The organism is Bradyrhizobium amphicarpaeae, from assembly GCF_002266435.3.
Lineage (GTDB): Bacteria > Pseudomonadota > Alphaproteobacteria > Rhizobiales > Xanthobacteraceae > Bradyrhizobium > Bradyrhizobium amphicarpaeae.
Genome location: NZ_CP029426.2, coordinates 6,124,336 through 6,148,474, shown reverse-complemented (window position 1 = coordinate 6,148,474; position 24,139 = coordinate 6,124,336). Strand labels below are relative to the sequence as shown.

Sequence of the window (24,139 nt, the reverse complement as noted above, 5' to 3'; positions counted from 1 at the left end):
TCGGGTGGGTCAGCCGTAGGCGTAACCCGCCCTCTATCTCGTTCCGGCAGTCACAAAGAGGTGGATGACGCCTGCGGCCAATCCACCCTGCGATTCCGTACCTACAATTTCCGTGCCTAGCCGTTGCGGCGCTGACCGCGCAGCGTCGGCAGGCCGATGCCTGCCGCATCGAAACCGCCATCCACGGCCAAAATTTGTCCGGTGATGTAGCTGGCATTTGAGGAACACAGGAAGTAGATCGCTTCCGCGAGCTCCTCCTCCAGTCCGTAGCGGTTAAGCGGAATCGCGTCGTGATAGTCGGCGCGGATTTCCTTGGTGTGCACCTGCTTCGCCATCGCCGTATCGACCGGCCCAGGCGCCACCGCGTTGACGCGGATGTTAAGGGAGGCGAGTTCGACCGCGAGCTGCTTGGTCAGGTGCGCGAGCCCGGCCTTGCTGGTGCCGTAGGCCGAGCGCAGCGTCGAGGCGCGCACCGCCGAGATCGAGGTGATGTTGACGATGGCGCCGCCATGCCCCTCGCGCATCAGCGGCACGGCCGCCTTGGTGCAGAGGAACGGGCCGGTGAGATTGACCTCGAGCACGCGGCGCCAATCGGTTTCGGACGTTTCCATCAGCGGCGCGAACACCGCGATGCCGGCATTGTTGACCAGTGCATCCAGCCGGCCGAACCGGCGCTCGACCGCTTCCATTGCATCGCTCACCGCGGCCGAGTCCGAGACGTCGCAGGTCAGCGCCAGCGTCATCCCGCTTTGGTCGATGTCGGCGACCGCCCGGCCGAGCAACTCGCCCTCGATGTCGAGCAGCGCCACGCGCCAGCCCTCGGCCAGGAACTTTTTTGCGGTCGCAAGCCCGATGCCGCGCGCGGCTCCGGTGACGAGGGCGACTTTGGGATGCGACGGTGTCATGGCGAGGTCCTTTGCGCGAACCCGCGGCATGGCAGCTTAGTCGGCCCTGCGCAAGCGATCAGAACTTGGGCCCGACATATCTGAGGCGGTTGATGTCGGATTGTCCCTGCTCCGGAAATTCCAGCGTCGGCGTGACATGGCCGACCAGGATTCCGGGTGTCACGGCCGTCTTGATGTATTTGGACTCGCCGGCCGACAATTGGAACGTCACCGCGTTCTCGACTTCGGTTGTCGTCGTCACGACGTATTTTCCCGGGGGACGGTCGACAAAAGTGAACCCGCCGGGTACGGACCGGCCCACGACTTCGTTGTTCATCCGGATCTCGGGCTGGACCGCCGATCCGACAAATTCGCCGGGTCTGGTGAAGTAGACGCGGCCGAGGCCGGGCTTCATTGGCGGCAGTTGGAAGGCTGGCTCATCGAGGCCCCGAGGGCTTGCACAACTCGCCAATAAAAACCCAACAAGCAACAGGGGCAAAGCCCCGATTTTCGACCTCATATTCCCCCGTCCCAATATCGGAGCGCCCAGCTCCAAGATCGGCGGCAAACATCGAACGGCTAGCAATCGCCGCGCTGCTTCCTCGCCCCCACGGGCGTAATTAGGCATACACGCATTGATTGCGCAATCGCTTTTCGCCCAGCGATCCCGGGAATCCCGTGGAAGCCGTCAGGCCAATTCCGCCGAGGCGCGCTGCATATTGGCCGACATATCCGACGTCACGATGCTCTGCTCCTCGACTGCTGCGGCGGTCGAGGCGATGAACTCGTTGACGCCGGCGATCGCGGCCTTGATCGCAGTCAGGGAGCTGGCGACATCGCCGGAGATGGTGTTGAGCGCATCGATCTCGGACGTGATGGTGTCGGTCGCCTGCTTGGCCTGATTCGCCAGGGTCTTCACCTCTGAGGCCACCACCGCAAAGCCGCGGCCGGCTTCGCCCGCGCGCGCCGATTCGATCGTGGCGTTCAGCGCGAGCAGGTTGATCTGGCTGGTGATGCCGGCGATCATCTCGACGATGCCGCTCATGGCCTGCGCGGCCGCGGTCAGCCGCTGGGCCTGGCCGTCGGCGGCTTCGACCCGGTTGGTCGCGACCTTGGAATTCTCGCGCGACTTCGCCATGGTCTCGGAGATCTCGCGGATCGAGGCGCTCATCTGTTCGCTGCCGGCAGCGACCGCCTCGATCAGCCCGCGCGCGTTGTCGGCCTTTTTGCGGCCGATCGCCTGCGCGGTGATGTCGGTGGCATATTTCACCACCTTGTAGGGCCTGCCGTTGAGGTCGAAGATCGGATTGTAGGACGCCTGGATCCAGATCTCCCGTCCGCCCTTGGCGATGCGCTTGTATTCGGCGGCCTGGTATTCGCCGCGGTTGAGAGTCTCCCAGAACTGGCGATAAGCCGGCGAATTCCGCTCGTTCGGCTCGACGAACATGGAGTGGTGCTGACCCTTGATCTCCGCCAGCGAATAGCCCATCGCCTTGAGGAAATTCTCGTTGGCGGTGCGGATCGTGCCGTCCATGTTGAACTCGATCACCGCCTGCGATTTCTGGATCGCGGCGAGCTGACCGTCATTGTCGGCCGCCTTCATCTTCTGCGCAGTGACGTCGGTTGCGAACTTGACCACCTTGAACGGCTTCCCGGTCTCGTCGAGGATCGGATTGTAGGTGGCGATGATCCAGATTTCCTTGCCGCCCTTGGCGAGCCGCTTGTATTCGGCCGCCTCGAACTCGCCACGGTTCAGCTTGGCCCAGAACGCGGCATAGCCGGCACTCGCGCGATCTTCTGATGTCACGAACATGCTGTGATGCTTGCCCCTAATCTCGTCGAGCGCGTAGCCCATCGCGTTCAAGAAGTTCTCGTTCGCGGTGACGATGGTGCCGTCCATGTTGAACTCGATCACGGCCTGCGCGCGGTTGATCGCGGCGATCTTGCCGGAATCCTCCATGGTCTTGATTTTGTACGCCGTGATATCGGTGGCGAACTTGATGAAGCTGACTACCTTGCCGTTCTCGTCGCGCAGCGGCGCATAGGACGCATGAACCCAGACTTCCCTGCCATCCTTGCCGAAACGCTTGTATTGCGTGGTCTGGAACTCGCCGCGGTTCAAGCTGGCCCAAAAGTCGCGGTAGCGCGCGCTCTCGCGCTCGGCGGGGCTGACGAAGATGCTGTGGTGCTTGCCCTTGATCTCGGCCAACGTGTAGCCGCTCATCTTGAGCAGGTTTTCATTCGCATCGAGGATGGTGCCGTCGAGACTGAATTCGATCACGGCTTGCGACCTGTCGAGCGCCTCGACCTCCGCGACCGCGTGCCTGACCTTCTTGCTCTGGAAATTGAACACGTGAGCTCCGCAATGCTTCAGCAGCGAACCGGCAGAATTGCCATACCGTTTCCTCTCAGCTGAAAAGTTGCATTCTCTTCTTGAGCAACGGTAAAGCACGCGTCGTCGCAAGGCCGATTTCCGTAATCCTACGTGTATCGCTCATGTCCTTCAACTCACAGCGGTTCTTGGCCTATATGCACGTCGGAGTTCACAAGGGCGGCCCGTGGTTTTACGGAGCTCAGCGAAATATTTTTCCAGTTCAGGCCGGCGTCGGCGGAGCCGCGGTGTCGGCGCGGTCCGGTGTGAACCGTCTTCAACTGAATCTTTCTTGCGGAGACGATTGATGCCCGACGACTGCGAGCGCCTGATCCGAGACCTCTTCGCGGCCTATCTCATCAACGACCGGCAGCGGGTCGCCGACGCATTGGCCGATGATTTCCGCTTCACCAGCCCGTTCGACGACGACCTCGACAAGGCAACCTATTTCGACCGCTGTTGGGGCGACACCGGCTGGATCGCGCGGCATGACATCGAGCGCATCTTCGTCCGGGGCGAGGAGGCCTTCGTCACCTATCTTTGCCTTGCGACGGATGGCAGGAGTTTTCGCAACACGGAGTTCCTCACCTTCGCAGGCGGCAAGGTCCGGCGCATCGACGTCTATTTCGGCGCTGCCCGGCAGGATGGTCGTTTCCTGCCGCAGCCGCGCTAGGGCCGGGGAGCTGGGCACCTCCGGATTATTTCCGCGGAGGCATGTCGGTTCCACGAGAGTTCATTCGTCTTGGACGCAAGCGGGCCTTCGCCTCACGGCGCATCCCGGAACGACGCAGAAGCCAGGACACGATCCCATGCGATTCATGATGTTGATGATTCCGCTCGGCTACGAGGCCGCGCCGGCGGACGTGCAGCTCGATCCCGAGCGTGTCGCGGCGATGATGCGCTACAACGAGGCGCTGAAGGACGCGGGCGTGCTGATCACGCTCGACGGCCTGCATCCGCCGTCGATGGGTGCGCGGGTGTCGTTCGCGACCGGCCAGCCCATGGTCACCGACGGCCCATTCACCGAAGCCAAGGAAGTGCTGGGCGGCTATTGGATGATCGAGGTTGCCTCGCGCGCCGAGGCGATTGACTGGGCGAAACAGTGCCCGGCCGCGCCGAACGAGATCATCGAGATCCGGCAGGTTCAGGAGATGGCGGACTTTCCGCCCGAGGTGCAGGCCGCCGCCGCCGGGTTTGGCGACCTGAAGCAATGGTCGCGATGAGACCGCGGCTGCAACAAGACCCAACAACGGAGAGACCGATGAGCACGCAACACAATTTCCTCGCCGTCTATCTCGGCAGCATGAGCGGCGAAAAAATGAAGGCCTGGCATGCGATGCCCGAGGCGGAACGGAAGGCGAAAGAGCGTGAGGGCATGGCCGCCTGGCACGGCTGGGTCGAAAAGCACAAGGACGTCATCGTCGAGATGGGCGGCCCGCTCGGCAAGACCCGCAGGATCGACGGACGCGGCATCACCGAGATCAGCAACGCGCTGACCGGCTTCACGGTGGTGCGGGCTGCCTCGCAGGAAGAGGCGGCAAAACTGTTCGAGAACCATCCGCATTTCGCAATCTTCCCGGGTGAGGCGATCGAGGTCATGCCCGTTCTGCCGATTCCGCAGATGTAACTTGCCGCGACGGCCCCGACGTCGCCTTGGGATGGATGGGGTTAATCACGCCCGATTCCTGCTAGTGACCTTCGCGCCCGGCTCATGTAAAGATCGTTCACATGAGCTGGCGCAAGGAGCAGCGCCGCGCCGAGCGCGGCTATCACCACGGCAATCTGAAGGAAGCACTTCTGCAGGCCGCTCTCGGGCTGATCGCCGAGAAGGGCGCGGCCGGCTTTACCTTCGCCGATGCCGCCCGCATGGCCGGCGTCAGCGCGGCGGCGCCGTACCGGCATTTCCGCGACCGCGACGAGCTGTTGTCCTCGATCGCCCAGCGCGGCTTCGAGCAGTTCGAGGCGCGCCTGACCGCGGCCTGGGACGACGGGCGCCCCGACACGGTCACGGCCTTCGAGCGGGTCGGCAAGGCCTATCTCGCCTTCGCCCGCGAGGAGCCCGCCTTCTACAACGCGATGTTCGAATCCGGCCTGCCGGTCGATGCCAATCCCGCGCTGCAGGCCGCAAGCGAGCGCGCATTCAACATCATTCGCGCCGCGGCCGAACGGCTCGCGGCGCTGGCGCCGCCCGGCACGCCGCGACCGCCGGCGATGATGATGGCGCTGCACATCTGGTCGATGGCGCACGGCGTGGCCTCGCTGTTCTCCCGCGGCGACGCCGCGCGACGAAAGCTGCCGATGTCGCCGGACGAGCTGTTGGAGGCCGAGGTGCTGATCTATCTGCGCGGTCTCGGCTTCCCGACCGACCGCCGCCCTCCGCCCAGGGGGCCCGAGCCGCCGCCGGTGCCGCCGGAGGCATCCTCCGGTTCAGGCGGGCCGCCCGGCGGTGCTCCGGGTGGTCCTTGGGGCAAGCCGAAATAAAATTGCGCAAATAATCACGCGGGCGTGTCAGGCGGCCGGCTTGACAAAATCACGGGATGGTCTAGCTATGTAAATGTTATTTACATTCACAACGGCTGATGCCGTCATGGAGAAGGAAATGGCCTACACCGCTGATGTCAATCGCTGGCGCGGCCCTTCGGACCAACACCAACCGTACGAGCGTCCCCGCATGCTTGATACGCCTTGGCATCCGGGCTGGATCGCCGTGACCATCCTCGGCTTCATCATCTGGTGGCCGATCGGACTTGCCCTTCTCTTTTTCACACTCGGGAGCAGAAGAATGTCGTGCTGGAGCAATCAGGACCGCTGGCAGAACAAGATGGAGCGGATGCAGTACAAGATGGACCGCATGCGCGGCCGCATGGAGCGCCGCGGTTTCGGCTTCGGCTTCGGCCCGCCGTCCTCCGGCAACCGCGCCTTCGACGAGTACCGCTCTGAAACGCTGCAGCGGCTCGAGGAGGAGCAGGTCGAGTTCAAGAACTTCCTCGATCGTCTGCGCCACGCCAAGGACAAGGAAGAGTTCGACCAGTTCATGGCGCAGCACAAGACGCGTCCGACCCCGCCGCCGGCCGACCAGCAGCAGGGCTGACCTTCAAGCCTGATGCCTCGCAAAGCCTTCAGGCGCATGCCCCCAAAGTCCTGATGGCCCCGAGCCGCCCGTCTGCGCAACCCGCAGGCGGGCGGTTTGGTTTTGGGAGGCGCGTTGGAGCTCCGCGCGCGTCAATGCGCGTCAGGCCCGGGCCAAAGCTCGGCGATGATCGGGGCGTCTCCGAACCGGCACCGGGTTCGGCGGCACCAAGACGTATGGACTTCCGCACCCGCCTGCTGCTCGGCATCACCGCCTTCGCGGTGCTGGGCTATGTCGGCCTCGTCTATGGCGGCTGCGCCGCCGATCCCGATTGCCGTTTTCGCCCCTGTGCCGGCGGGCGCGCGTTTTGCGGAGTGGTGCACGGCCAAGGGCACGGGCAAGCGCACGAGCGATAGGCCCGTGCTTCGCATGACAGCAGGGTTCAGCGCGCCGTCACGAGCTGTGCACGAACCGAAGCCAGGAAGTGTTCGTAGGCGTGATCCACGATCTCGTTGAGTGATCGCGTCCGCGCGAACATCGCCTTGGCCTCGGCGAGGAACTCCTCGCGGGTCGGGATCCTCGGCAGATGCAAATGGGTCAGCGCGTCGACGCCGTCATGCGCGCGATTGAGGATGTCGTGCAGCGTCGGCAGCTGCAACTGGGTCGGGTCGGCCCGGTGCAGCGCCGAAGAAAGCGCGTGTGCAAGCTTCGGCGCGTCGAACCGCCCGGCAAGCTCGCGGGCTGCCCGATTGATGACGCGGGCGCCGAGCGGCTGCTCGTTGCGCAGCACCTGTTCGGGCGGCGCCTTCATGTTCCAGACGATGCCGAACCAGGACAACAGCTTCAGCACGTAATAGGTGACGTCGATCTCCCACCAGTAAAAGCCCTGTCGCACGCTGCTCTGATAGGCGTGGTGATTGTTGTGCCAGCCCTCGCCCATCGTGAACAGCGCCAGCAGCCAGTTGTTGCGGGAGTCATCGCCCGTCACGTAACGCTTGCGTCCGTGCACATGGGCCAGCGAATTGATGCAGAAGGTCGCGTGATAGACCAGCACAGTGCTCCACAGGAAGCCGACGATCAGACCCGGCCACCCCGCAACCAGGAAGCAGAGCGCTGCAAGCACGAAGGCCGGCAGCAGCTCCAGCCGATGCAGCCACATCAGCTCGGGATAGACCGCGAGATCGCCGACTTTCACCAAATCGGTCGCGTCGTGCTCCCGGTAGAAGATCCAGCCGAGATGGCTGTACAGGAAACCGCGCTGACGCGGCGAGTGCACGTCCAGTTCGGTGTCGGAATGCAGATGATGATGCCGGTGCTTGGCCGCCCACCACAACACGCTCTTTTGCGCGGTGCTTTGCGCGAGGCAGGCCAGGATGAACTGAAACACGCGGCCGGTGGAAAATGCCCGATGCGAGAAATAGCGATGGTAGCCCGCCCCGATCGCAAACATTCGCACGACATAAAGAGAGCCGCAGATCGCGACGGCCTGCCACGTGACGCCCGACCAGATCGCCGCAAAGCAGCCGAGATGGACCAGGACGAACGGTATGGCGGAGGGATACATGACGTCGTCGTGGTGGTCGTCGGCGGGCGCGTTGGGCGACATATTCTGGAGTGACCTCAGGTAAAGGGGATCCGGGATTCGCGTCGGCAGCGCGGAAGACCGCCGGGTACGAAAAACCCGCGGATGGCGGACCACCGCGCGGGCTTGAACGGCCTGCTTTGCGTGGACCTCCCGGCAAAGCAGCGTCGGCCGAACATTCGATTGACTATATGGTCGCAGGCACCAGGCGCGCAAGCTCGTAGCCTCACGGGGAGCTGCGGCATGGTGCTCCGGTGCGGCGTGGCGCGCGGATTGTCCGCCGGCTATATTCGAGCGCACCAGGACACCGGAGGCGGTGATGACCGTGACTGCAACGAGCGATCGTCTTTGGCAGCAGATACGAGAGGAGGCGCAGCGCGCATGCGCATTCGATCCCGTCTTCGGCAGGTCGCTTGTCGATGCGGTGCTGGCGCATGATGGTTTTGCGGCTGCTCTGGCCGATCTGATCGGGCGCAGGCTTGGCGGAAGCGCCGCCGAGCGGGCGCGTTTCACGTCCTTTTCCCGCGACGCCTTTCGCGGCGCGCCGGAATTGATCGAAGCTGCTGCCCGCGACTTGCAGGCGATCGTGCGCAGCGATCCCGCCATCGCCGGTCTGTTGGCGCCGCTGCTTCATTTCAAAGGCTATGTCGCGCTGCAAGCCTGGCGCGTCTCGAACTGGCTCTGGCGTCATGATCATCGCGATGCGGCGCTGCTGTTCCAGAACGAGGCGTCGAACCTCTTGCAGGTCAGCATTCATCCGGCGGCCAGCATCGGGGTGTCCGTGTATCTCGACCACGCCACCGGGATCGTGATCGGCGCCGATGTGGTGATCGGCGACGAGGTCACCATCCTCCAGAATGTCAGCGTCGGCCGCGGCAGCTCGTTGCCGACGCGCTCGCCGCGGATCGGGCGGGGCGTCTATATCGGCGCCGGCGCGACCATTCTGGGCGACCTCAGCATCGGCGATTTCGCCAGGATCGGAGCCGGCACGGTCGTGACCTGCGACGTGCCGGGCGGTTGCACGGCCGTCGGCGATCCCGCGCAGCTGACCAATTGCCCCGAGCCCGCTTCGGCGGCGTGACGCGCCATCGCGGCGTGGGATGCGGCGGGCCCCGGCTCGATCGCGGCGGAGGCATCGTTCCGGTCACAAGCTCCTGGGAAGGGGGGCCACGGAACCTCATGGATCGGGAGGGGCCGGAGCCAGTGCGCTGGCGGACATGAACCGCCCCAACCTCCTGCGCTGCCTACCTTTCCGGCAGCCAAATTCGCCCCCGGTAACCCCGCATTAACCAACGCCGGGCTCTGGTAAGGGCGGACAGTCGCGCCCAAAGCCCGAAGTCGGGGCCATGGTCAAGGTCTCGGGGTCGAGGCCCATAGTTTTGACATCTTGGCAGGGAATGCAGACGGCCGGCTTTGGACGAGCCCCTGCACCCCAAAAGACAAGGCTTTGAGCGGGCTTGCCGGCCGCGCCGGTTCTAGCGCGGCCATTGGGGAACCGGCAGCCATTTGCTGGCCGGTACATCGGGTAACGATCGCCTTGAGAGGATACTGCTTATGAATCCGGCCGACGTGGCTCAGTCAGCCCTTCCGGTTGCCGCTTCCGCGGACGTGTCGCTGATCGCGCTGTTCTGGCAGGCTCACTGGATCGTGAAAGCGGTGATGCTGGGACTGCTGTCCTGCTCGGTCTGGGTCTGGGCGATCGCGATCGACAAGATCTTCCTGTTTGCCCGCACCCGCCGTTCGATGGACCGTTTCGAGCAGGCGTTCTGGTCCGGCGAATCGATCGAGGAGCTCTACCGCACCCTCTCGGCCAAGCCGACGCATTCGATGGCGGCCTGTTTCGTCGCGGCGATGCGCGAGTGGAAGCGCTCGTTCGAGAACCAGGCCCGCTCGGTCGCCGGCCTTCAGATGCGCATCGACAAGGTCATGAACGTCTCGATTGCCCGCGAGGTCGAGCGGCTGGAGCGCCGCCTGCTGGTGCTCGCGACGGTGGGCTCCGCGGGCCCCTTCGTCGGCCTGTTCGGCACCGTCTGGGGCATCATGTCGAGCTTCCAGTCGATCGCGGCGTCGAAAAATACCTCTCTGGCGGTGGTCGCGCCGGGCATCGCGGAAGCGCTGTTTGCGACCGCGGTCGGCCTTATCGCCGCCATTCCTGCCACTATCTTCTACAATAAGTTCACGTCCGAGGTGAACCGGCAGGCCCAGCGGCTGGAAGGCTTCGCCGATGAATTTTCCGCCATCCTGTCACGTCAGATCGACGAGCGGGGCTGACGGGCGGCATGTATAGTGTGAAGGGCAATTTGGGCACGCGATCATGGCCATGAACGTTGCGAGTTCGTCCGGAGGCGGCGGGCGCCGCGGCCGGCGCAAGCCCGTCGTGGCCGAGATCAACGTCACGCCGATGGTCGACGTGATGCTGGTGCTGCTCATCATCTTCATGGTGTCGGCGCCGATGCTGACGGTCGGCGTGCCGCTCGACCTGCCGCAGACCCAGGCCAAGAGCCTCGAAAACAACGACCAGAAGCCGATCCAGATGTCGATCGACATCAAGGGCAAGGTGTTCATCAACGACACCGAGATCGCGATCAACGAGCTGATACCCAAGCTGAAGGCGATCACGGACGCCCGCGGCGGGCTTGAGGAGCGCATCTATCTGCGCGCCGACAAGAAGGCGGATTACGGCACGGTGGCCAAGGTGATGGGCCAATTGTCCGGCGCCGGGTTCAAGAAGCTCGCCCTCGTCACGGAAGCGGATCAGGGGTCCTAAGCCGGTGAAGGTGAACGTCGACAAGACACTCGTTGCGTCGATTGCCCTCCACGTGCTCGTGCTGGGATGGGGGCTCGTCACCTTCAGCAGCAAGGCCTACATCGCGCCGGAAGAGTCGCTCCCGATCGATATCATCTCGACCGATCAGCTCGCCAAGATGATGGCCGGGCAGAAGACCGGCAAGAAGGAAGAGCCCAAGCCCAAGGTCGAGAAGATCGCGGAAGCCAAGCCCGAGGAAGACGCCGTCGGCAAGGTCACCGAGAAGAAAGAGCTGATCAAGACCAATTCGCAGCCGGAGCCGCCGCCGAAACCGGTCGAGAAGCCGGTGGAGAAGAAGCCCGAGCCGCCCAAGCCCGTCGCCGAGGCCAAGCCGAAGGAAGAGCCGAAGCCGCCGGAAAAGAAGCCCGACCCGGCCAAGGAAGATCCGATCGCCGAGCTGCAGAAGAAGCTGGAGACCAAGAAGCCGCCGCCGAAGCCGGTTGAGCAAAAGGTTGCGGCGGTGCAGCCGCAGCAACAGCCCAAGCCGAAGGAGCGCAGCTTCGATCCCGCGCAGATCCAGCGCGACCTCGACAAGCGTGCCGCGACCCGGCACGAGCAGACCGGCTCGGCGCTGAATGCGTCGGCCTCGCTGGGAGCGGCGACCGGGACGGCTGCCAACAACATTGCGACCTGGCGCGGTGCGTTCCAAGGCGCTGTGAAGCGTTGCTTCACGCCGACCTATAACGGGCAGGATGCCGACCAGTACGAAGCCGACATCGACATTCCCATGAAAATCGACGGATCGCTGGCGTCCGACCCCATCGTGGTCGCGGTGAGGGGACCGTCGCGGTCGATCGCCCAGGCAGTGGCGGAGAGCGCCAAGCGCGCCATCGTGCAGTGTCAGGTCTACTCGTTCATGCCGAAGCAGCAGTATGATAGCTGGAAGCTCATTCCGATGACTTTCGGCCTGAAAGATATGTTGTGACATCCGAACAAAAGAATTTTGCAATGAATGACGTTCGATCGATGAACCGCCGTCGCTTCATGACCCTGACCGGATCGACGCTCGCGATGCTCGGGGGCGGACAGGCCTTCGCGCAGGCCCAGCCGCGAATTCGTATCGACCCGACAGAATTCCAGCCGATCCCGATCGCGATCACCAACTTCCTGCCGGGCTCGCCGTCCGACGGCGACGTCGGCAACGGCGTCACGCAGGTCATCACCAACAATCTGAAGCGCTCCGGCCTGTTCGCGCCGATCGACCAGGCCGCCTTCATCGAGCGCATCAACAACATGGACGTCGCGCCGCAATTCCAGAACTGGAAGACGCTCAACGCGCAGGCCCTCGTCACCGGCCGCATGACGCGCCAGCCCGACGGCCGGCTCAAGGCCGAATTCCGCCTGTGGGACGTGGTCTCCGGCCAGCAGCTCGCCGGCCAGCAATATTTCACCTCGCCGGAATATTGGCGCCGCATCGCCCACATCATCTCCGACCAGATCTACGAGCGGATGACCGGCGAGAAGGGCTATTTCGACAGCCGCGTGGTGTTCGTGGACGAGAGCGGTCCGAAGGAGCGCCGCGTCAAGCGGCTCGCGATGATGGACCAGGACGGCGCCAATGTGCGCTATCTGACCCGCGGCGCCGACCTCGTGCTGACGCCGCGTTTCTCGCCGAACTCGCAAGAGATCACCTATATGGAGTTCGGCCAGGGCGATCCGAAGGTCTATCTGTTCAACATCGAGACCGGCCAGCGCGAGATCGTCGGCAACTTCCCCGGCATGACCTTCGCGCCGCGCTTCTCGCCGGACGGCCAGCGCGTCATCATGAGCCTGCAGCAGGGCGGCAATTCCAATCTGTTCGTGATGGATCTGCGCTCGCGCTCGACCACGCGCCTCACCGACACGCCGGCGATCGACACGTCTCCGTCCTACTCGCCGGACGGCACCCGCATCTGCTTCGAGTCCGATCGTGGCGGCCGGTCGCAGATCTATGTGATGGCGGCGGGCGGCGGACAGGCGCAGCGGATCTCCTTCTCCAAGGACGATACCAACGCCAGCTATTCGACCCCGGTATGGTCGCCGAAGGGCGATTACATCGCCTTCACCAGGCAGGGCGGCGGGCAGTTCTCGATCGGCGTGATGAAGCCGGACGGGTCCGGCGAGCGGCTGCTCACCTCGGGCTTCCACAATGAAGGTCCGACCTTCTCGCCGAACGGCCGCGTGCTGATGTTCTTCCGCGATCCCGGCGGCAATGGCGGGCCGTCGCTGTTTAGCGTCGACATCTCGGGTCGCAACGAGCTCAAGGTGCCGACGCCGGGCTTCGCTTCCGACCCGGCATGGTCGCCGCTGCTATCCTCGACGGCGGGCTGACGAGCGCCAAAAACATCGCGCGTTCAGAACGCGCGATGTTGTCGAAAAACGCGCCGATTTTTTCGACTTCTGCGCGCAAAGCAAGCTTTCCTTCACCTTGTGCCCGGCAAGGCTTGCCTAGTTGCTTGATGTGTCAGCATAATTAGGTTCGCTATTGCCGAAAAACAACTCGCCTTTAACGATGTTCGCTCAGAAAGGCTTCATCCGGGTTGAGTAAAGCTACGCGCCGAACAGGACGCGCGTACAAACACAAATGCAGTTCGCAAGCCAGAGCGGAGAGCCGAAGCAGGAGCAGGCCTCGCCGACGATTTCGGCGGCGCTGATCGATTCGCTATTTGAAGCCCCGCGGCCTCTGCTCGCCGGTTTGGTGTTCGTCTCCATCGGAGCGGCGTTGACCGCCCTGAAGACGTCAGAGCCTCTCATCTGGGCCTGTGTCGGGTTGCTCGCCCTCGCCGGCATCGCCCGCGCGTTCGATCTGGTGCTGTATCAAAAGCGCAAATCGACCCTGACGGCCGAAGGGGCCGCACGCTGGCAAAAGCGCTATCAGATCGGCGCCATGATCCAGGCGGCTGCGATAGGCACCTGGTGCTCGACGACCCTGTTGGCCAGTGACGACGCCGTGGCCCATATGATCGCGCTATCCGTCACGACCGGGATCGCGGCGGGCGGTGCCGGCCGAGCCTACGGCCGGCAATGGATATTCCAGCTCCAGGTCAGCCTCGTCTTCGTTCCCATCGTGATCGCTCTCGCGCTGCGGGGCACGACGTTCTACGTGGCGATGTCGGTCATCAGCGCCGCCTTCCTGTTCTCGCTAATGGGAATCTCGGCCAATCTGCACAGGATATTCATGCGTGCGCTGGTCGCACGCGAGCGCGAGGCGGCGCTTGCCGGCCAATTCGATACCGCATTGAACAACATGCCGCACGGGCTGTGCATGTTCCGTGTCGACGGCCAGCTCGCGATCATGAACCACCGTTTCGGCGAGATGATGAATCTGCCCGATGACCTCGTGCAGAGCGGCGCCAGCGCGACCAACATCATCGATGCCTGCATCGACGCCGGTTCCATCTCGAGAGAAAGCGGCGCTCAGATCCTGCATGGTGTCCGGGAGCTGCAGGTCAAGGAGATCGTGACCGCCGATCCTGTCCCAGCGGGAGAGCGGACCTTGTCATGGACCATTCAGCCGATGATGGATGGAGGTGCCGTCCTTCTTCTGGAGGACATCACCGAGCGCAAGAGTGCCGAGGCGCGGATCAGCCATCTCGCCCGCTACGACGAGCTCACGGCGCTGCCCAACCGCGTCAGCTTCCGCGACGAGATCGAACGGCTGCTGATGAACTCGCACAGCGCCGAACGGCTCTCAGCACTGCTGTTCGTCGACCTCGATCAGTTCAAGCAGGTCAACGACACGCTCGGTCATCCCTGCGGCGACCAGCTGCTGTGCGCGGTCGCCAACCGCCTGCGCGAAATGCTGCGCCCCGAGGATTTCGTCGCCCGCTTCGGCGGCGACGAGTTCGTCGTGTTCCAGCAGAACATCTCCTCGTCCGAGGACGCGGCCGCGCTCGCCCGCCGCATCGTCGAGCGGCTGAGCGAGCGCTACCGCATCGACAATCACCTGGTCGAGATCGGCGCCAGCGTCGGCATCGCGCTGACCTCGCCGGAGGGCGCTAGCGCAGACACGTTGCTCAAGAACGCCGACATGGCGCTGTACCGCGCCAAGGCGGACGGCCGCGGCACCTTCTGCTTCTTCCGCGACGAGATGGCGGCGACCGTCGAGGCCCGCCGCATCCTCGAGCTCGACCTGCGCAAGGCGCTCGCCAACGAGGAATTCGAGCTGTTCTACCAGCCGCTGGTCAATCTGAAGTCCGGCAAGATCAGCACCTGCGAGGCGCTGCTGCGCTGGAATCACCCGGTGCGTGGCACGGTCTCGCCGGTCGATATCATTCCGGTCGCCGAAGACATGGGCCTGATCGTCGATCTCGGCCGCTGGATCCTGCGCCGCGCCTGCATGGAATGCATGAAGTGGCCGGACGGCGTCAGCGTCGCCGTCAACTTCTCCCCGCAGCAATTCCACCAGCGCGACGTCTTGAGCGAGATCCGCTACGCGCTCGAAGTGTCGGGCCTGCCGGCGCATCGACTCGAGATCGAGATCACCGAATCCTCGCTGCTGCGCAACACCCAGCTCACCCACGATATCCTGTCGCAGCTGCACGCGCTCGGCGTGCGCATCTCGCTCGACGATTTCGGCACCGGCTATTCCAGCCTCAGCTATCTGCACAATTTCCCGATGCAGAAGGTGAAGATCGACCGCTCCTTCCTTGAAGGCATCGACGCCGACCGCCCGCTGACGCTGCTGCGCGGCGTCGCGCGACTCTCGGCCGATCTCGGCATGGCCGTGGTGGTCGAGGGCATCGAGACCAACGAGCAGCTGGAGCTGATCAGTGCCGACGGGACGGTGACCGAGGGACAGGGTTATCTGTTCAGCCGGCCAGTGCCGGCGGTGCGGGTGCGCCAGTTGCTCAATGCTTCGCATGGTCGGCACATTCACGACGGTCAGGTCGTTTCGATCTCGTCGCGCTCTTTCGCCTGACCTTACCCCCCGGGATTTCCCGTCATTTTCACGTCTTTACGCGCCACCGTAGTCACACGGGGGATTAACCGTGATCGATTCAAGCCTTTGCAATCCGGTTAAGGAGGCGTTAATCTTTTCAAACTCGCGGAAGTTGTTGGACGTGTTTGGAGTGTCAGGATGGAATCCCGGGCCGAGCCGCGCGCTCCGCAAATCATGCGGGGGGCAGGGATTTTTGATCGGGTCGATTACAGACTGATCGAAACTCCGGAAGACAAAGATCGCCTTTATCAGATGCGCTATCGCGCCTATCTGCACGGTGGGTTGATCCTGCCGTCCGATTCGCATCGCGTCAGCGACCGCTATGACGATGCGCCGAACGCCTGGACCTTCGGAATTTATGTCGATGGCGAGCTCTGCAGCTCCGTCCGCGTGCACGTGCTCACCTCGGAGCAGCGGATGTCCTATGCGACCGAATTGTTCGGCGACGTTCTTCACCCCCGTCTGGACCGCGGCGAGGTTTTCGTCGATCCCGCGCGTTTCGTTGCCGATCCGGAGCAGGCCCGGCGGTTCCCGGAACTGCCCTACGTCACCTTGCGCCTCGCCTATCTCGCCTGCGAGCATTTCAACGCCGATACGGGACTGGCACAGGTCCGGGCGGAGCATCAGGCGTTCTACCGCCGGGTCTTTCTGCACGAGGCCATCACCGAGCCGCGCTCGTTTCCGAATGTGTTGAAGAAGGTCGCCCTGATGGCGTCCGATTTCCGAAGCCTTCGTGAGCGGGTCTTGACCCGGTTTCCGATCATGCGCTCGAGCGTGTTCGAACGGCGGATGCTGTTCGAGCGCGGGAACGTCCGCGCGGTCGCGCCGCGCCCGGTTCTCGTCGCCGGCACGGCGCAGGCCTGAGGTCTGGCTGCGGCCCGCGTTCCACCCGGCCCGACCGGGGGGATTTGTCCTGAGCAAGCTGCAAAATTCCGGCCAAACCCGGCGTTTTTGCTGACCGGGCAGACTTGCCTTCACCCTCACGCCACATTTACAACCCATTAACCATGACGGTTGCTTTTCGCTGGTTGGGGGCATTTGATCGGCTGAGGCAAGGTTCCGTCAAGGTTGACGGAACGTTCGCTTAACCAACCCCCTGTAGACCGGACAGCAGTGGACTAACGTGAGCGTGGAGGCTCCGGAATGAAACATCCTATGCGTATCCTCCAGGGATTGAAGCTGGTTGCAGTGCTCGCCGTCGCGCTGTCGATGGGCGCCTGCGCCAACAAGAATGCTGCGACGGATGCGATGGCCAATGCGGCGACGCCGGGCAGTCAGCAGGATTTCGTCGTCAACGTGGGTGACCGCGTGTTCTTCGAAAGCGACCAGACCGATCTGACCCCGCAGGCGATCGTGACCCTGGAAAAGCAGGCGCAGTGGCTCCAGACCTATCCGCGCTACTCCTTCACCATCGAAGGTCATGCCGACGAGCGCGGCACCCGCGAATACAACATCGCGCTCGGCGCCCGCCGTGCCCAGTCGGTGCGTTCGTTCCTTGCCTCGCGCGGCATCGATGCAAACCGCATGCGCACGATCTCCTACGGCAAGGAGCGGCCGGTCGCCGTCTGTAACGACATCTCCTGCTGGTCGCAGAACCGTCGCGCCGTCACCGTGCTGAACGCGAGCTCCTGACGCCGGGATACCGACACCCGGTCAGGCGCCGTTCATCTTGCAGAAACGATTATGCCGGCGCCCTCTCGGGCGCCGGTTTCGTTTCAGCAATCCGTGACAGGATCCCCGTGGTGCTAGACACATTTTTGGCGTACTCCCCCTCAATGTGTGGCGCGTCGCATGTTCCGTCGCAGGCCATTTCGCTTTCGTCGTCAGGGCAAGATGTCATCCAGATTTAAGGTCTTTACCGGCATCGTGGCCATCGCCGCGCTGCTCCCCTTGTGCACGCCCGTCTTCGCCCAGACCGATGATGATCCCGAGATGCGGATCGAGCGGCTGGAGAACCAGCTGCGCCAGCTCACCGGCCAGAACGAAGAGCTGCAATACCGCAACCGCCAGCTCGAAGAGCGGCTGCGGGCGCTCGAGGGCGGCGCGCAGGGCGCCCCCGGACAGGCGCCCAACGTCGCGGCGATGCCGCCCGCCCAGATCGGACCAGGTCAGGTCGCGCCCGGCTATCGCCAGCAGCCTCAGCAGCAGGCCGTGCAGCCCAATTACGAGCAGCCGCAGATTGCCGCTCCCGCGCCGATCGTTCAGGAGCAGCCGGCGCCGGGCTCCCCCGGCACGCGTCGCCGCGGCGATGCCTTCGATCCGAACCAGAGCCCGAACGCGCCGGGTGCGCCGCGCGCCCTCGGCGGCGGCGCGCAGCCGATGCCGTCGGGAGGACCCGGCGGCCGCGGCGCCGGCGAGCCGCTCGATCTCGCCAACACCAGCCCCCGTTATCAGCAGCAGGCCGCTCCGCCGGTCGCGCAGCCCGGCTATCCGCCGGCCCAGCAAGGCTATCCGGCCCCTGCCGGCGCTCCGGCCCTGACCACGCTGCCGCCCTCGGCCACGCCGCGCGACGAGTTCGACCTCGGCATCGGATACATGCAGCGCAAGGATTATGCGCTCGCCGAGCAGACCATGAAGAACTTCGCCGCGAAATATCCGAGCGATCCGCTGCTCGGCGACGCGCAATACTGGCTCGGCGAGAGCTACTTCCAGCGCCAGCAATACCGCGACTCCGCGGAAGCCTTCCTCGCCGTCACCACCAAATATGAAAAGTCGGCCAAGGCCCCGGATGCGCTGCTGCGGCTCGGCCAGTCGCTTGCCGCGCTGAAGGAGAAGGAGGCCGCCTGCGCCGCCTTCGGCGAGGTCGGCCGCAAATATCCGCGCGCCTCCGCCGGCGTCAAAGCGGCGGTCGACCGCGAGCAGAAACGGGTGAAGTGCTGACCCGCGGCGCTGGGCGCTGACAAGGCCGCCTGCGCTGCGCTAAAACGGTGCCGGCATTGCTGGGCAGCGTCATGTCAGACAACGACCTTTCTCCGATCTCGACGCGCGAGGCGCGGCGGCTCTTCGCCGGCCTGAAGAGCGCGCCGGCGCTGGTGCTTGCCGTGTCGGGCGGCCCCGATTCGGTCGCGCTGATGTGGCTTGCGGCGCGGTGGCGGCGCAGCCTCGCACGCGGCCCGGGTCTCACCGTCGTTACGATCGATCACGGCCTGCGGCGAGAGGCGGCCCGCGAGGCGCGCGAGGTCAAGCGGCTCGCCGCCGAACTCGGATTGCCGCACCGGACCCTGCGCTGGCGCGGCGCCAAGCCGAAGACGGGTCTGCCGGCGGCGGCGCGCGAGGCGCGTTACCGTCTGCTTGCGCAGGCCGCCCGTGCCGCCGGCGCGAGCCACGTGCTGACCGCTCACACCCGCGACGACCAGGCCGAGACCCTGCTGATGCGCCTGTTGCGCGGCAGCGGACTTGCCGGGCTGTCGGCAATGGCCCCCCACAGCGAGCGCGACGGGATCGTGCTGGCGCGTCCACTGCTCGAGGTCCCGAAGGCGCAGTTGATCGCGACCTTGAAGCGGGCTGGAATCGGCTTTGCCGACGACCCCACCAACCGCGACACCGCCTTCACCCGGCCGCGGCTGCGCGCGCTGCTGCCGCTGCTTGCGGCTGAGGGGGGCGATGCCCGCACGCTGGTGCGGCTCGCGGCCCGGCTGGCCCGGGCCAACGCGGCCGTCGAGCTGCTGGCCGACGGCGCCGAACGCTTTCTCCGTTTGCGGGATCGCGGCGATGCGCCGCAGGTCGGCCTGCGAAGCTTCGAGGCGCTGGCCTTCGCTGGCCTGCCGGAGGAGGTCCGGCTGCGGCTCCTGCTGCGGGCCATCAACGCGCTCGGGCACGAAGGGCCGGCGGAACTCGGCAAGGTCGAAGCCCTCCTGGCAGCGCTCGATCAGGCGATCACGACAAGCCCTCGCGCAGCCGCAAAAGGCCGTGCGATCCTGAAGCAGACGCTTGCGGGAGCCTTGATCAGCCTTGCCGGCGGGCGTATCCAGATCGCGCCGGCGCCGGCCCGTCGTCGCAAGGGCGGATAGGTTGCGGAGGAGGGCGGATCATGACACCGGCCGTTTCCGGGCGGCCGACGTCAGGACACCTTAACCAGGCAGGAAAAACCCCGGCCGGGTCGCCATTATTTCAGCGGGAATCGCTCTAAGATGGGCTAAATAGTCCCATCTCGTTCCCTTGGCAGCGACCGGGGCGGCACCTAAATTGTATTCGTCTAACGATGAGGATTCCTTGGGGATTTCCTCGTAAAGCCCAAGGATGAGGCCGCGATCCGCGCGACCACGAAGGAAGATCGATGAACGCCAATCTGCGCAATTTCGCCCTCTGGGTCATCATAGTCTTGCTGCTGTTGGCGTTGTTCACGCTCTTCCAGAATCCGGGCCAGCGTGCCTCCTCGCAGGATATCGCGTTCTCACAGCTGCTGAGCGAAGTCGACCGCGGCAATGTGCGCGACGTCGTGATCCAGGGGCCTGACATCCACGGCACCTTCACCAACGGCTCGAGCTTCCAGACCTATGCGCCGAGCGACCCGACGCTGGTGAAGCGGCTCTATGACAGCAAGGTCCAGATCACCGCGAAGCCGCCCGGCGACAACGTGCCGTGGTTCGTCTCGCTGCTGGTGTCCTGGCTGCCGTTCATCGCGCTGATCGGCGTCTGGATCTTCCTGTCGCGGCAGATGCAGGGCGGCGCCGGCAAGGCGATGGGCTTCGGCAAATCGCGTGCGAAGATGCTGACTGAAGCGCATGGCCGCGTCACCTTCGAGGACGTCGCCGGCGTCGACGAAGCCAAGCAGGATCTGCAGGAGATCGTCGAATTCCTGCGCGACCCCGGCAAATTCCAGCGCCTCGGCGGCCGCATTCCGCGCGGCGTGCTGCTGGTCGGCCCTCCCGGCACCGGTAAGACCCTGATCGCGCGTGCGGTCGCGGGCGAAGCCAACGTGCCGTTCTTCACCATTTCGGGTTCTGACTTCGTCGAAATGTTCGTCGGCGTCGGCGCGAGCCGCGTCCGCGACATGTTCGAGCAGGCCAAGAAGAACGCGCCCTGCATCATCTTCATCGACGAAATCGACGCGGTCGGTCGTCATCGCGGCGCCGGTCTCGGCGGCGGCAATGACGAGCGCGAGCAGACGCTGAACCAGTTGCTGGTCGAGATGGACGGCTTCGAGGCGAACGAGGGCGTGATCCTGATCGCCGCGACCAACCGTCCCGACGTGCTCGATCCCGCGCTGCTGCGTCCGGGCCGCTTCGACCGCCAGGTCGTGGTGCCCAATCCGGACGTCGTCGGCCGCGAGCAGATCCTCAAGGTTCACGTCCGCAAGGTGCCGCTGGCCCCCGATATCAACCTCAAGACCATCGCGCGCGGTACGCCCGGTTTCTCCGGCGCCGACCTGATGAACCTCGTCAACGAAGCGGCCCTCACGGCTGCTCGCCGCAACAAGCGCATGGTGACCCAGGCTGAGTTCGAGGAAGCAAAAGACAAGGTGATGATGGGCGCCGAGCGCAAATCGCTCGTCATGACCGAGGAAGAGAAGCTGCTGACGGCCTATCACGAGGGCGGTCACGCCATCGTCGGCCTCAACGTCGTCGCGACCGATCCGATCCACAAGGCGACCATCATCCCGCGCGGCCGTGCACTTGGCATGGTGATGCAGCTGCCCGAGCGCGACAAGCTGTCGATGTCGCTGGAGCAGATGACCTCGCGTCTCGCGATCATGATGGGCGGCCGTGTCGCCGAAGAGCTGATCTTCGGCCGCGAGAAGGTGACCTCGGGTGCGTCCTCCGACATCGAGCAGGCGACGCGCCTGGCCCGCATGATGGTGACGCGCTGGGGTCTGTCCGAAAAGCTCGGCACCGTCTCCTACGGCGAGAACCAGGACGAGGTGTTCCTGGGCATGTCGGTCTCGCGCACGCAGAACGCCTCCGAGGCGACCGTCCAGAAGATCGACTCCGAGATCCGGCGTTTCGTGGAAGAGGGCTACAACGAAGCGACGCGCATTCTCACCGAGAAGCGCGCCGACCTCGAAGCTCTCGCCAAGGGCCTGCTCGAGTTCGAGACGCTCTCCGGCGACGAGATCGTCGATCTGCTCAAGGGCAAGAAGCCGAACCGTGAATCGGTGCTCGAGCCGACCACGCCGCGTGCCTCCGCGGTGCCCCCGGCCGGCAAGTCGCCGCGCCCGCGGCCCGATGCGGATCCCGGCCTGGAGCCGCAGCCGCAGGCGTAATCGCGAGCGACAGACGAGATTGCAAAACGCGGCGGAAACGCCGCGTTTTTTGTTGGCTGGTGGTTCGCGGATGCAGGCCGTCCCGGCGCGAGCGGGGCCCGCGGCTCCCGGGGCAAATGCGGAAATAACTCAAGAAGAACTTAACGCTTGCGTCCTATTTTGGCCCGCCATGACTGACCAGGTCGTCCACAGCGCGGTTCAACCGTTTTCGGCACGTGCAGCGCTGCCCTGGGCCGTGGGGCTCGGTGTCTATGCCCTGCTGCTGGTCGTCGGGCCGTGGCTGCTCGGCGATCCCGACAGCTATTCCCATATCGAGGTCGGGCGCTGGATCATCGCGCACGGCGCCCTGCCGGAGAGCGATCTGTTTTCGTTTTCGAGGCACGGCGCGCCCTGGATCACGTTCGAATGGCTCTCGGAAGTCATCTACGCCGGCGCCTATGCATTGGCCGGCTGGCCCGGCGTGGTCGTCGTGGCGGCAGCGGCGATCGCGCTTGCCTTTGGCCTGTTCACCCACTTCCTGCTGCGCGAGCTCTCGCCGGCCCTGACGGTTCTCATGGTGATCGCGGCAATCATCCTGCTGGCGCCGCATATGCTGGCGCGGCCGCATGTCCTGGTGCTGCCGGTGATGGTGACCTGGGCGGCCGCCCTGGTGCGCTGCATGGATCGCGGCGGGCCTCCGCCATACTGGGCGTTGCCGCTGCTGGTGCTGTGGACCAATCTGCATGGCAGCGTGGTGCTGGCGCTCGGGCTGATCGGCCCGGCGGTGCTCGAGGCGCTGCTGCGTGAGGGGCGGAGCGAATGGCCGCGCGTGCTGCTGCGATGGCTGCCTTTCTCGGCCCTTGCCCTCGTTGCGTCCTGCCTGACGCCGCACGGGCCGGAGCCGCTGCTGATGCCGCTGACGACGCTCGGCCTCGGCTCCGCACTCGCCTGGATCGGGGAATGGCGGCCGCAGGATTTCAGCCATGTCGGTGGCTTCGAGCTGCTGCTGCTGGGAGGGATCTTTGCGCTTGCGCGCGGCGTGACGCTGCCGGTCGTGCGGGCGCTGGTGGTGATCGGCCTGCTCCATTTCGCACTGGCGCAGGTCCGCAACGCGGATCTGCTGGCCATGCTGGCGCCGCTCTATCTGGCGGCCCCCTTGGGTCGGAGGTTCGGCGGACGGATCGGGGGCGACGAGGCGCTCGCGTCGCGCGGCCTGAATCTGGCCGCGTTCGGTGTTCTGATCGCGATGAGCGGCGCGGCGCTGGCGCGTGACCTGCGGCCGGCTCCCGTCATCACTCCTCAGGCTGCCGTCGCTCAAGCCGACCTCGCCAAGGCGGGGCGCGTGCTCAACGATTATTCCTTCGGCGGCTATCTGGTGTTTGCCGGCATTCCCACCTTCATCGATGGTCGCGGCGAATTGTACGGCGGACCGTTCATCGACCGCTACAATCGGGCCCTGGCGCTGGTCGACCTTCCGGATTTTCTCAAGCTGCTTGACGACTACGACATAGGCGCGACGCTGCTCTCGCCGCGGACACCCGCAGTCGCGATGCTCGATCGGATGCCGCAGTGGCAACGCGTCTACAGCGACGATGTGGCGGTCGTGCACAAGCGGCGGAATACGCCGCAGCGATAATTCAGGCGGACCCGAAGGCGGCGTACTGGCCGCCCAGCGACACGCCGCTCAGGGCCTCTTCGAGGCGACGTGCCGGTTTGGTGTCCCAGGGGAGCAGCAGGAAATGGCGCGCGCCGATCTCGCGCAAGCCGCCCGCCGCCATCAGCTTTTGGGTCTTGCCGGCACTGAGCAGGACGGCGTCCCGGTCGAACTCGCAGCGCGCAACGGCAAGGCGCGTCAGCGGGTTGTACGGATTGTGCTCGATCACGCAGACGAGCCCCCCGGGGCGTACCACCCGCCGCATCTCGGTGATGAAATGCGCCCATTCGGCCGGCACGATGTGGTGCATCACGCAGATGGCCGTGACGAGATCGAAGCTGGAATCCTCGAAGGGAAAAGTGCGGCCGTCGAACTCGCGGTAGTCGACCCCGCTATTGGCTGCGCGGGCCTCCGCCAGGCTGGCCGACGAAACGTCGATGCCGCTCAAGCGGCCGACCATGCCGTGCAGCAGCGGATGAAGGCTGCCGACGCCGCAGCCGGCGTCCAGCATGTCGGGCCTCTCCGTGTCCAGCCGCTGCGCAATCAGGTCGCGCAGCAGATCGGCCTTCGCGCGCATGAAGAAATCATGCGGCAGGCCCGAGAAGTCGATCGAGGATTGCACCACGTCGCGGTAGTTGGCGTGATAGCCGTCGAAGAGCTCGCTCATGCG

Annotated in this window: 23 protein-coding genes; 18 read left to right on the top strand and 5 right to left on the bottom strand. The window is 64.9% G+C overall.

Annotation, left to right across the window (positions count from 1 at the left end):
- Positions 1 to 116: 116 nt before the first annotated feature.
- The 3 genes from CIT40_RS28865 to CIT40_RS28855 form a co-directional block, all read right to left on the bottom strand.
- Complete coding sequence (locus CIT40_RS28865) at positions 117 to 905, bottom strand: SDR family NAD(P)-dependent oxidoreductase (protein ID WP_094893548.1); 789 nt, start codon at positions 903 to 905, stop codon at positions 117 to 119.
- A gap of 58 nt (positions 906 to 963) precedes the next feature.
- The gene (locus tag CIT40_RS28860; RefSeq protein WP_244611866.1) at positions 964 to 1,299 is read right to left on the bottom strand and encodes a DUF2846 domain-containing protein; all 336 of its coding nucleotides are present in this window, start codon (positions 1,297 to 1,299) and stop codon (positions 964 to 966) included.
- A gap of 273 nt (positions 1,300 to 1,572) precedes the next feature.
- Complete coding sequence (locus CIT40_RS28855; protein ID WP_094893375.1) at positions 1,573 to 3,237, bottom strand: methyl-accepting chemotaxis protein; 1,665 nt, start codon at positions 3,235 to 3,237, stop codon at positions 1,573 to 1,575.
- Between the two features lie 325 nt (positions 3,238 to 3,562).
- Between CIT40_RS28855 and CIT40_RS28850 the strand changes: the two genes are divergently transcribed.
- The 6 genes from CIT40_RS28850 to CIT40_RS28825 all read left to right on the top strand — a co-directional run bounded on the left by CIT40_RS28850 (position 3,563) and on the right by CIT40_RS28825 (position 6,741).
- A complete protein-coding gene (locus CIT40_RS28850; RefSeq protein ID WP_094893376.1) occupies positions 3,563 to 3,928 on the top strand; it encodes a nuclear transport factor 2 family protein in 366 nt (121 codons plus the stop codon).
- A gap of 136 nt (positions 3,929 to 4,064) precedes the next feature.
- Entirely contained in the window at positions 4,065 to 4,478 is a 414-nt protein-coding gene (locus CIT40_RS28845; RefSeq protein ID WP_094893377.1) for a YciI family protein, read from the top strand.
- A gap of 38 nt (positions 4,479 to 4,516) precedes the next feature.
- Positions 4,517 to 4,882, top strand: coding sequence for a YciI family protein (locus tag CIT40_RS28840; RefSeq protein WP_094893378.1), 366 nt, complete (start codon positions 4,517 to 4,519; stop codon positions 4,880 to 4,882).
- Between the two features lie 101 nt (positions 4,883 to 4,983).
- Positions 4,984 to 5,736, top strand: coding sequence for a TetR/AcrR family transcriptional regulator (locus CIT40_RS28835; protein WP_094893379.1), 753 nt, complete (start codon positions 4,984 to 4,986; stop codon positions 5,734 to 5,736).
- 118 nt (positions 5,737 to 5,854) lie between these two features.
- Positions 5,855 to 6,346 (top strand): DUF2852 domain-containing protein, encoded by a 492-nt coding sequence (locus tag CIT40_RS28830; protein WP_162307723.1) that lies wholly within the window; start codon positions 5,855 to 5,857, stop codon positions 6,344 to 6,346.
- 134 nt (positions 6,347 to 6,480) lie between these two features.
- Entirely contained in the window at positions 6,481 to 6,741 is a 261-nt protein-coding gene (locus tag CIT40_RS28825) for a hypothetical protein (RefSeq protein ID WP_244611865.1), read from the top strand.
- 26 nt (positions 6,742 to 6,767) lie between these two features.
- Here CIT40_RS28825 and CIT40_RS28820 read toward each other — a convergent pair whose 3' ends face one another.
- Positions 6,768 to 7,931 carry an acyl-CoA desaturase gene (locus tag CIT40_RS28820; protein ID WP_094893382.1) on the bottom strand — a complete coding sequence of 388 codons (1,164 nt, stop codon included), beginning with the start codon at positions 7,929 to 7,931 and terminating at the stop codon, positions 6,768 to 6,770.
- Positions 7,932 to 8,226: 295 nt separating this feature from the next.
- On the opposite strand from CIT40_RS28820, the gene CIT40_RS28815 reads away from it, so the two are divergent.
- The 12 genes from CIT40_RS28815 (at position 8,227) to CIT40_RS28760 (ending at position 23,451) form a co-directional block, all read left to right on the top strand.
- Positions 8,227 to 8,988: a serine acetyltransferase domain-containing protein gene (locus tag CIT40_RS28815; RefSeq protein WP_094893383.1), complete on the top strand. Its 762-nt coding sequence runs from the start codon at positions 8,227 to 8,229 to the stop codon at positions 8,986 to 8,988.
- Positions 8,989 to 9,461: 473 nt separating this feature from the next.
- Positions 9,462 to 10,178: a protein TolQ gene (gene tolQ / locus CIT40_RS28810; RefSeq protein WP_018317771.1), complete on the top strand. Its 717-nt coding sequence runs from the start codon at positions 9,462 to 9,464 to the stop codon at positions 10,176 to 10,178.
- A 43-nt stretch (positions 10,179 to 10,221) separates the two neighbouring features.
- On the top strand, positions 10,222 to 10,674 hold the full coding sequence (tolR, locus tag CIT40_RS28805; protein ID WP_094893384.1) for a protein TolR: 453 nt from the start codon (positions 10,222 to 10,224) through the stop codon (positions 10,672 to 10,674).
- 4 nt (positions 10,675 to 10,678) lie between these two features.
- Positions 10,679 to 11,638 carry a protein TolA gene (locus CIT40_RS28800; RefSeq protein ID WP_094893385.1) on the top strand — a complete coding sequence of 320 codons (960 nt, stop codon included), beginning with the start codon at positions 10,679 to 10,681 and terminating at the stop codon, positions 11,636 to 11,638.
- 41 nt (positions 11,639 to 11,679) lie between these two features.
- Entirely contained in the window at positions 11,680 to 13,023 is a 1,344-nt protein-coding gene (tolB, locus tag CIT40_RS28795) for a Tol-Pal system beta propeller repeat protein TolB (RefSeq protein ID WP_094893549.1), read from the top strand.
- A gap of 253 nt (positions 13,024 to 13,276) precedes the next feature.
- Entirely contained in the window at positions 13,277 to 15,613 is a 2,337-nt protein-coding gene (locus CIT40_RS28790; protein ID WP_094893386.1) for a putative bifunctional diguanylate cyclase/phosphodiesterase, read from the top strand.
- A gap of 159 nt (positions 15,614 to 15,772) precedes the next feature.
- Positions 15,773 to 16,498: an N-acyl amino acid synthase FeeM domain-containing protein gene (locus CIT40_RS28785; protein WP_094893387.1), complete on the top strand. Its 726-nt coding sequence runs from the start codon at positions 15,773 to 15,775 to the stop codon at positions 16,496 to 16,498.
- A gap of 279 nt (positions 16,499 to 16,777) precedes the next feature.
- Positions 16,778 to 17,266, top strand: a complete 489-nt coding sequence (gene pal / locus CIT40_RS28780) for a peptidoglycan-associated lipoprotein Pal (RefSeq protein WP_094893388.1) — start codon at positions 16,778 to 16,780, stop codon at positions 17,264 to 17,266.
- Positions 17,267 to 17,467: 201 nt separating this feature from the next.
- Positions 17,468 to 18,514 (top strand): tol-pal system protein YbgF, encoded by a 1,047-nt coding sequence (gene ybgF, locus CIT40_RS28775; RefSeq protein WP_094893389.1) that lies wholly within the window; start codon positions 17,468 to 17,470, stop codon positions 18,512 to 18,514.
- Between the two features lie 71 nt (positions 18,515 to 18,585).
- Positions 18,586 to 19,644, top strand: coding sequence for a tRNA lysidine(34) synthetase TilS (gene tilS / locus CIT40_RS28770; protein ID WP_094893390.1), 1,059 nt, complete (start codon positions 18,586 to 18,588; stop codon positions 19,642 to 19,644).
- A 266-nt stretch (positions 19,645 to 19,910) separates the two neighbouring features.
- Positions 19,911 to 21,836, top strand: coding sequence for an ATP-dependent zinc metalloprotease FtsH (gene ftsH / locus CIT40_RS28765; protein WP_094893391.1), 1,926 nt, complete (start codon positions 19,911 to 19,913; stop codon positions 21,834 to 21,836).
- Positions 21,837 to 22,005: 169 nt separating this feature from the next.
- Positions 22,006 to 23,451, top strand: coding sequence for a hypothetical protein (locus CIT40_RS28760; RefSeq protein WP_094893392.1), 1,446 nt, complete (start codon positions 22,006 to 22,008; stop codon positions 23,449 to 23,451).
- A 1-nt stretch (position 23,452) separates the two neighbouring features.
- Here CIT40_RS28760 and CIT40_RS28755 read toward each other — a convergent pair whose 3' ends face one another.
- The gene (locus CIT40_RS28755; RefSeq protein WP_094893393.1) at positions 23,453 to 24,136 is read right to left on the bottom strand and encodes a class I SAM-dependent methyltransferase; all 684 of its coding nucleotides are present in this window, start codon (positions 24,134 to 24,136) and stop codon (positions 23,453 to 23,455) included.
- Positions 24,137 to 24,139: the final 3 nt, after the last annotated feature.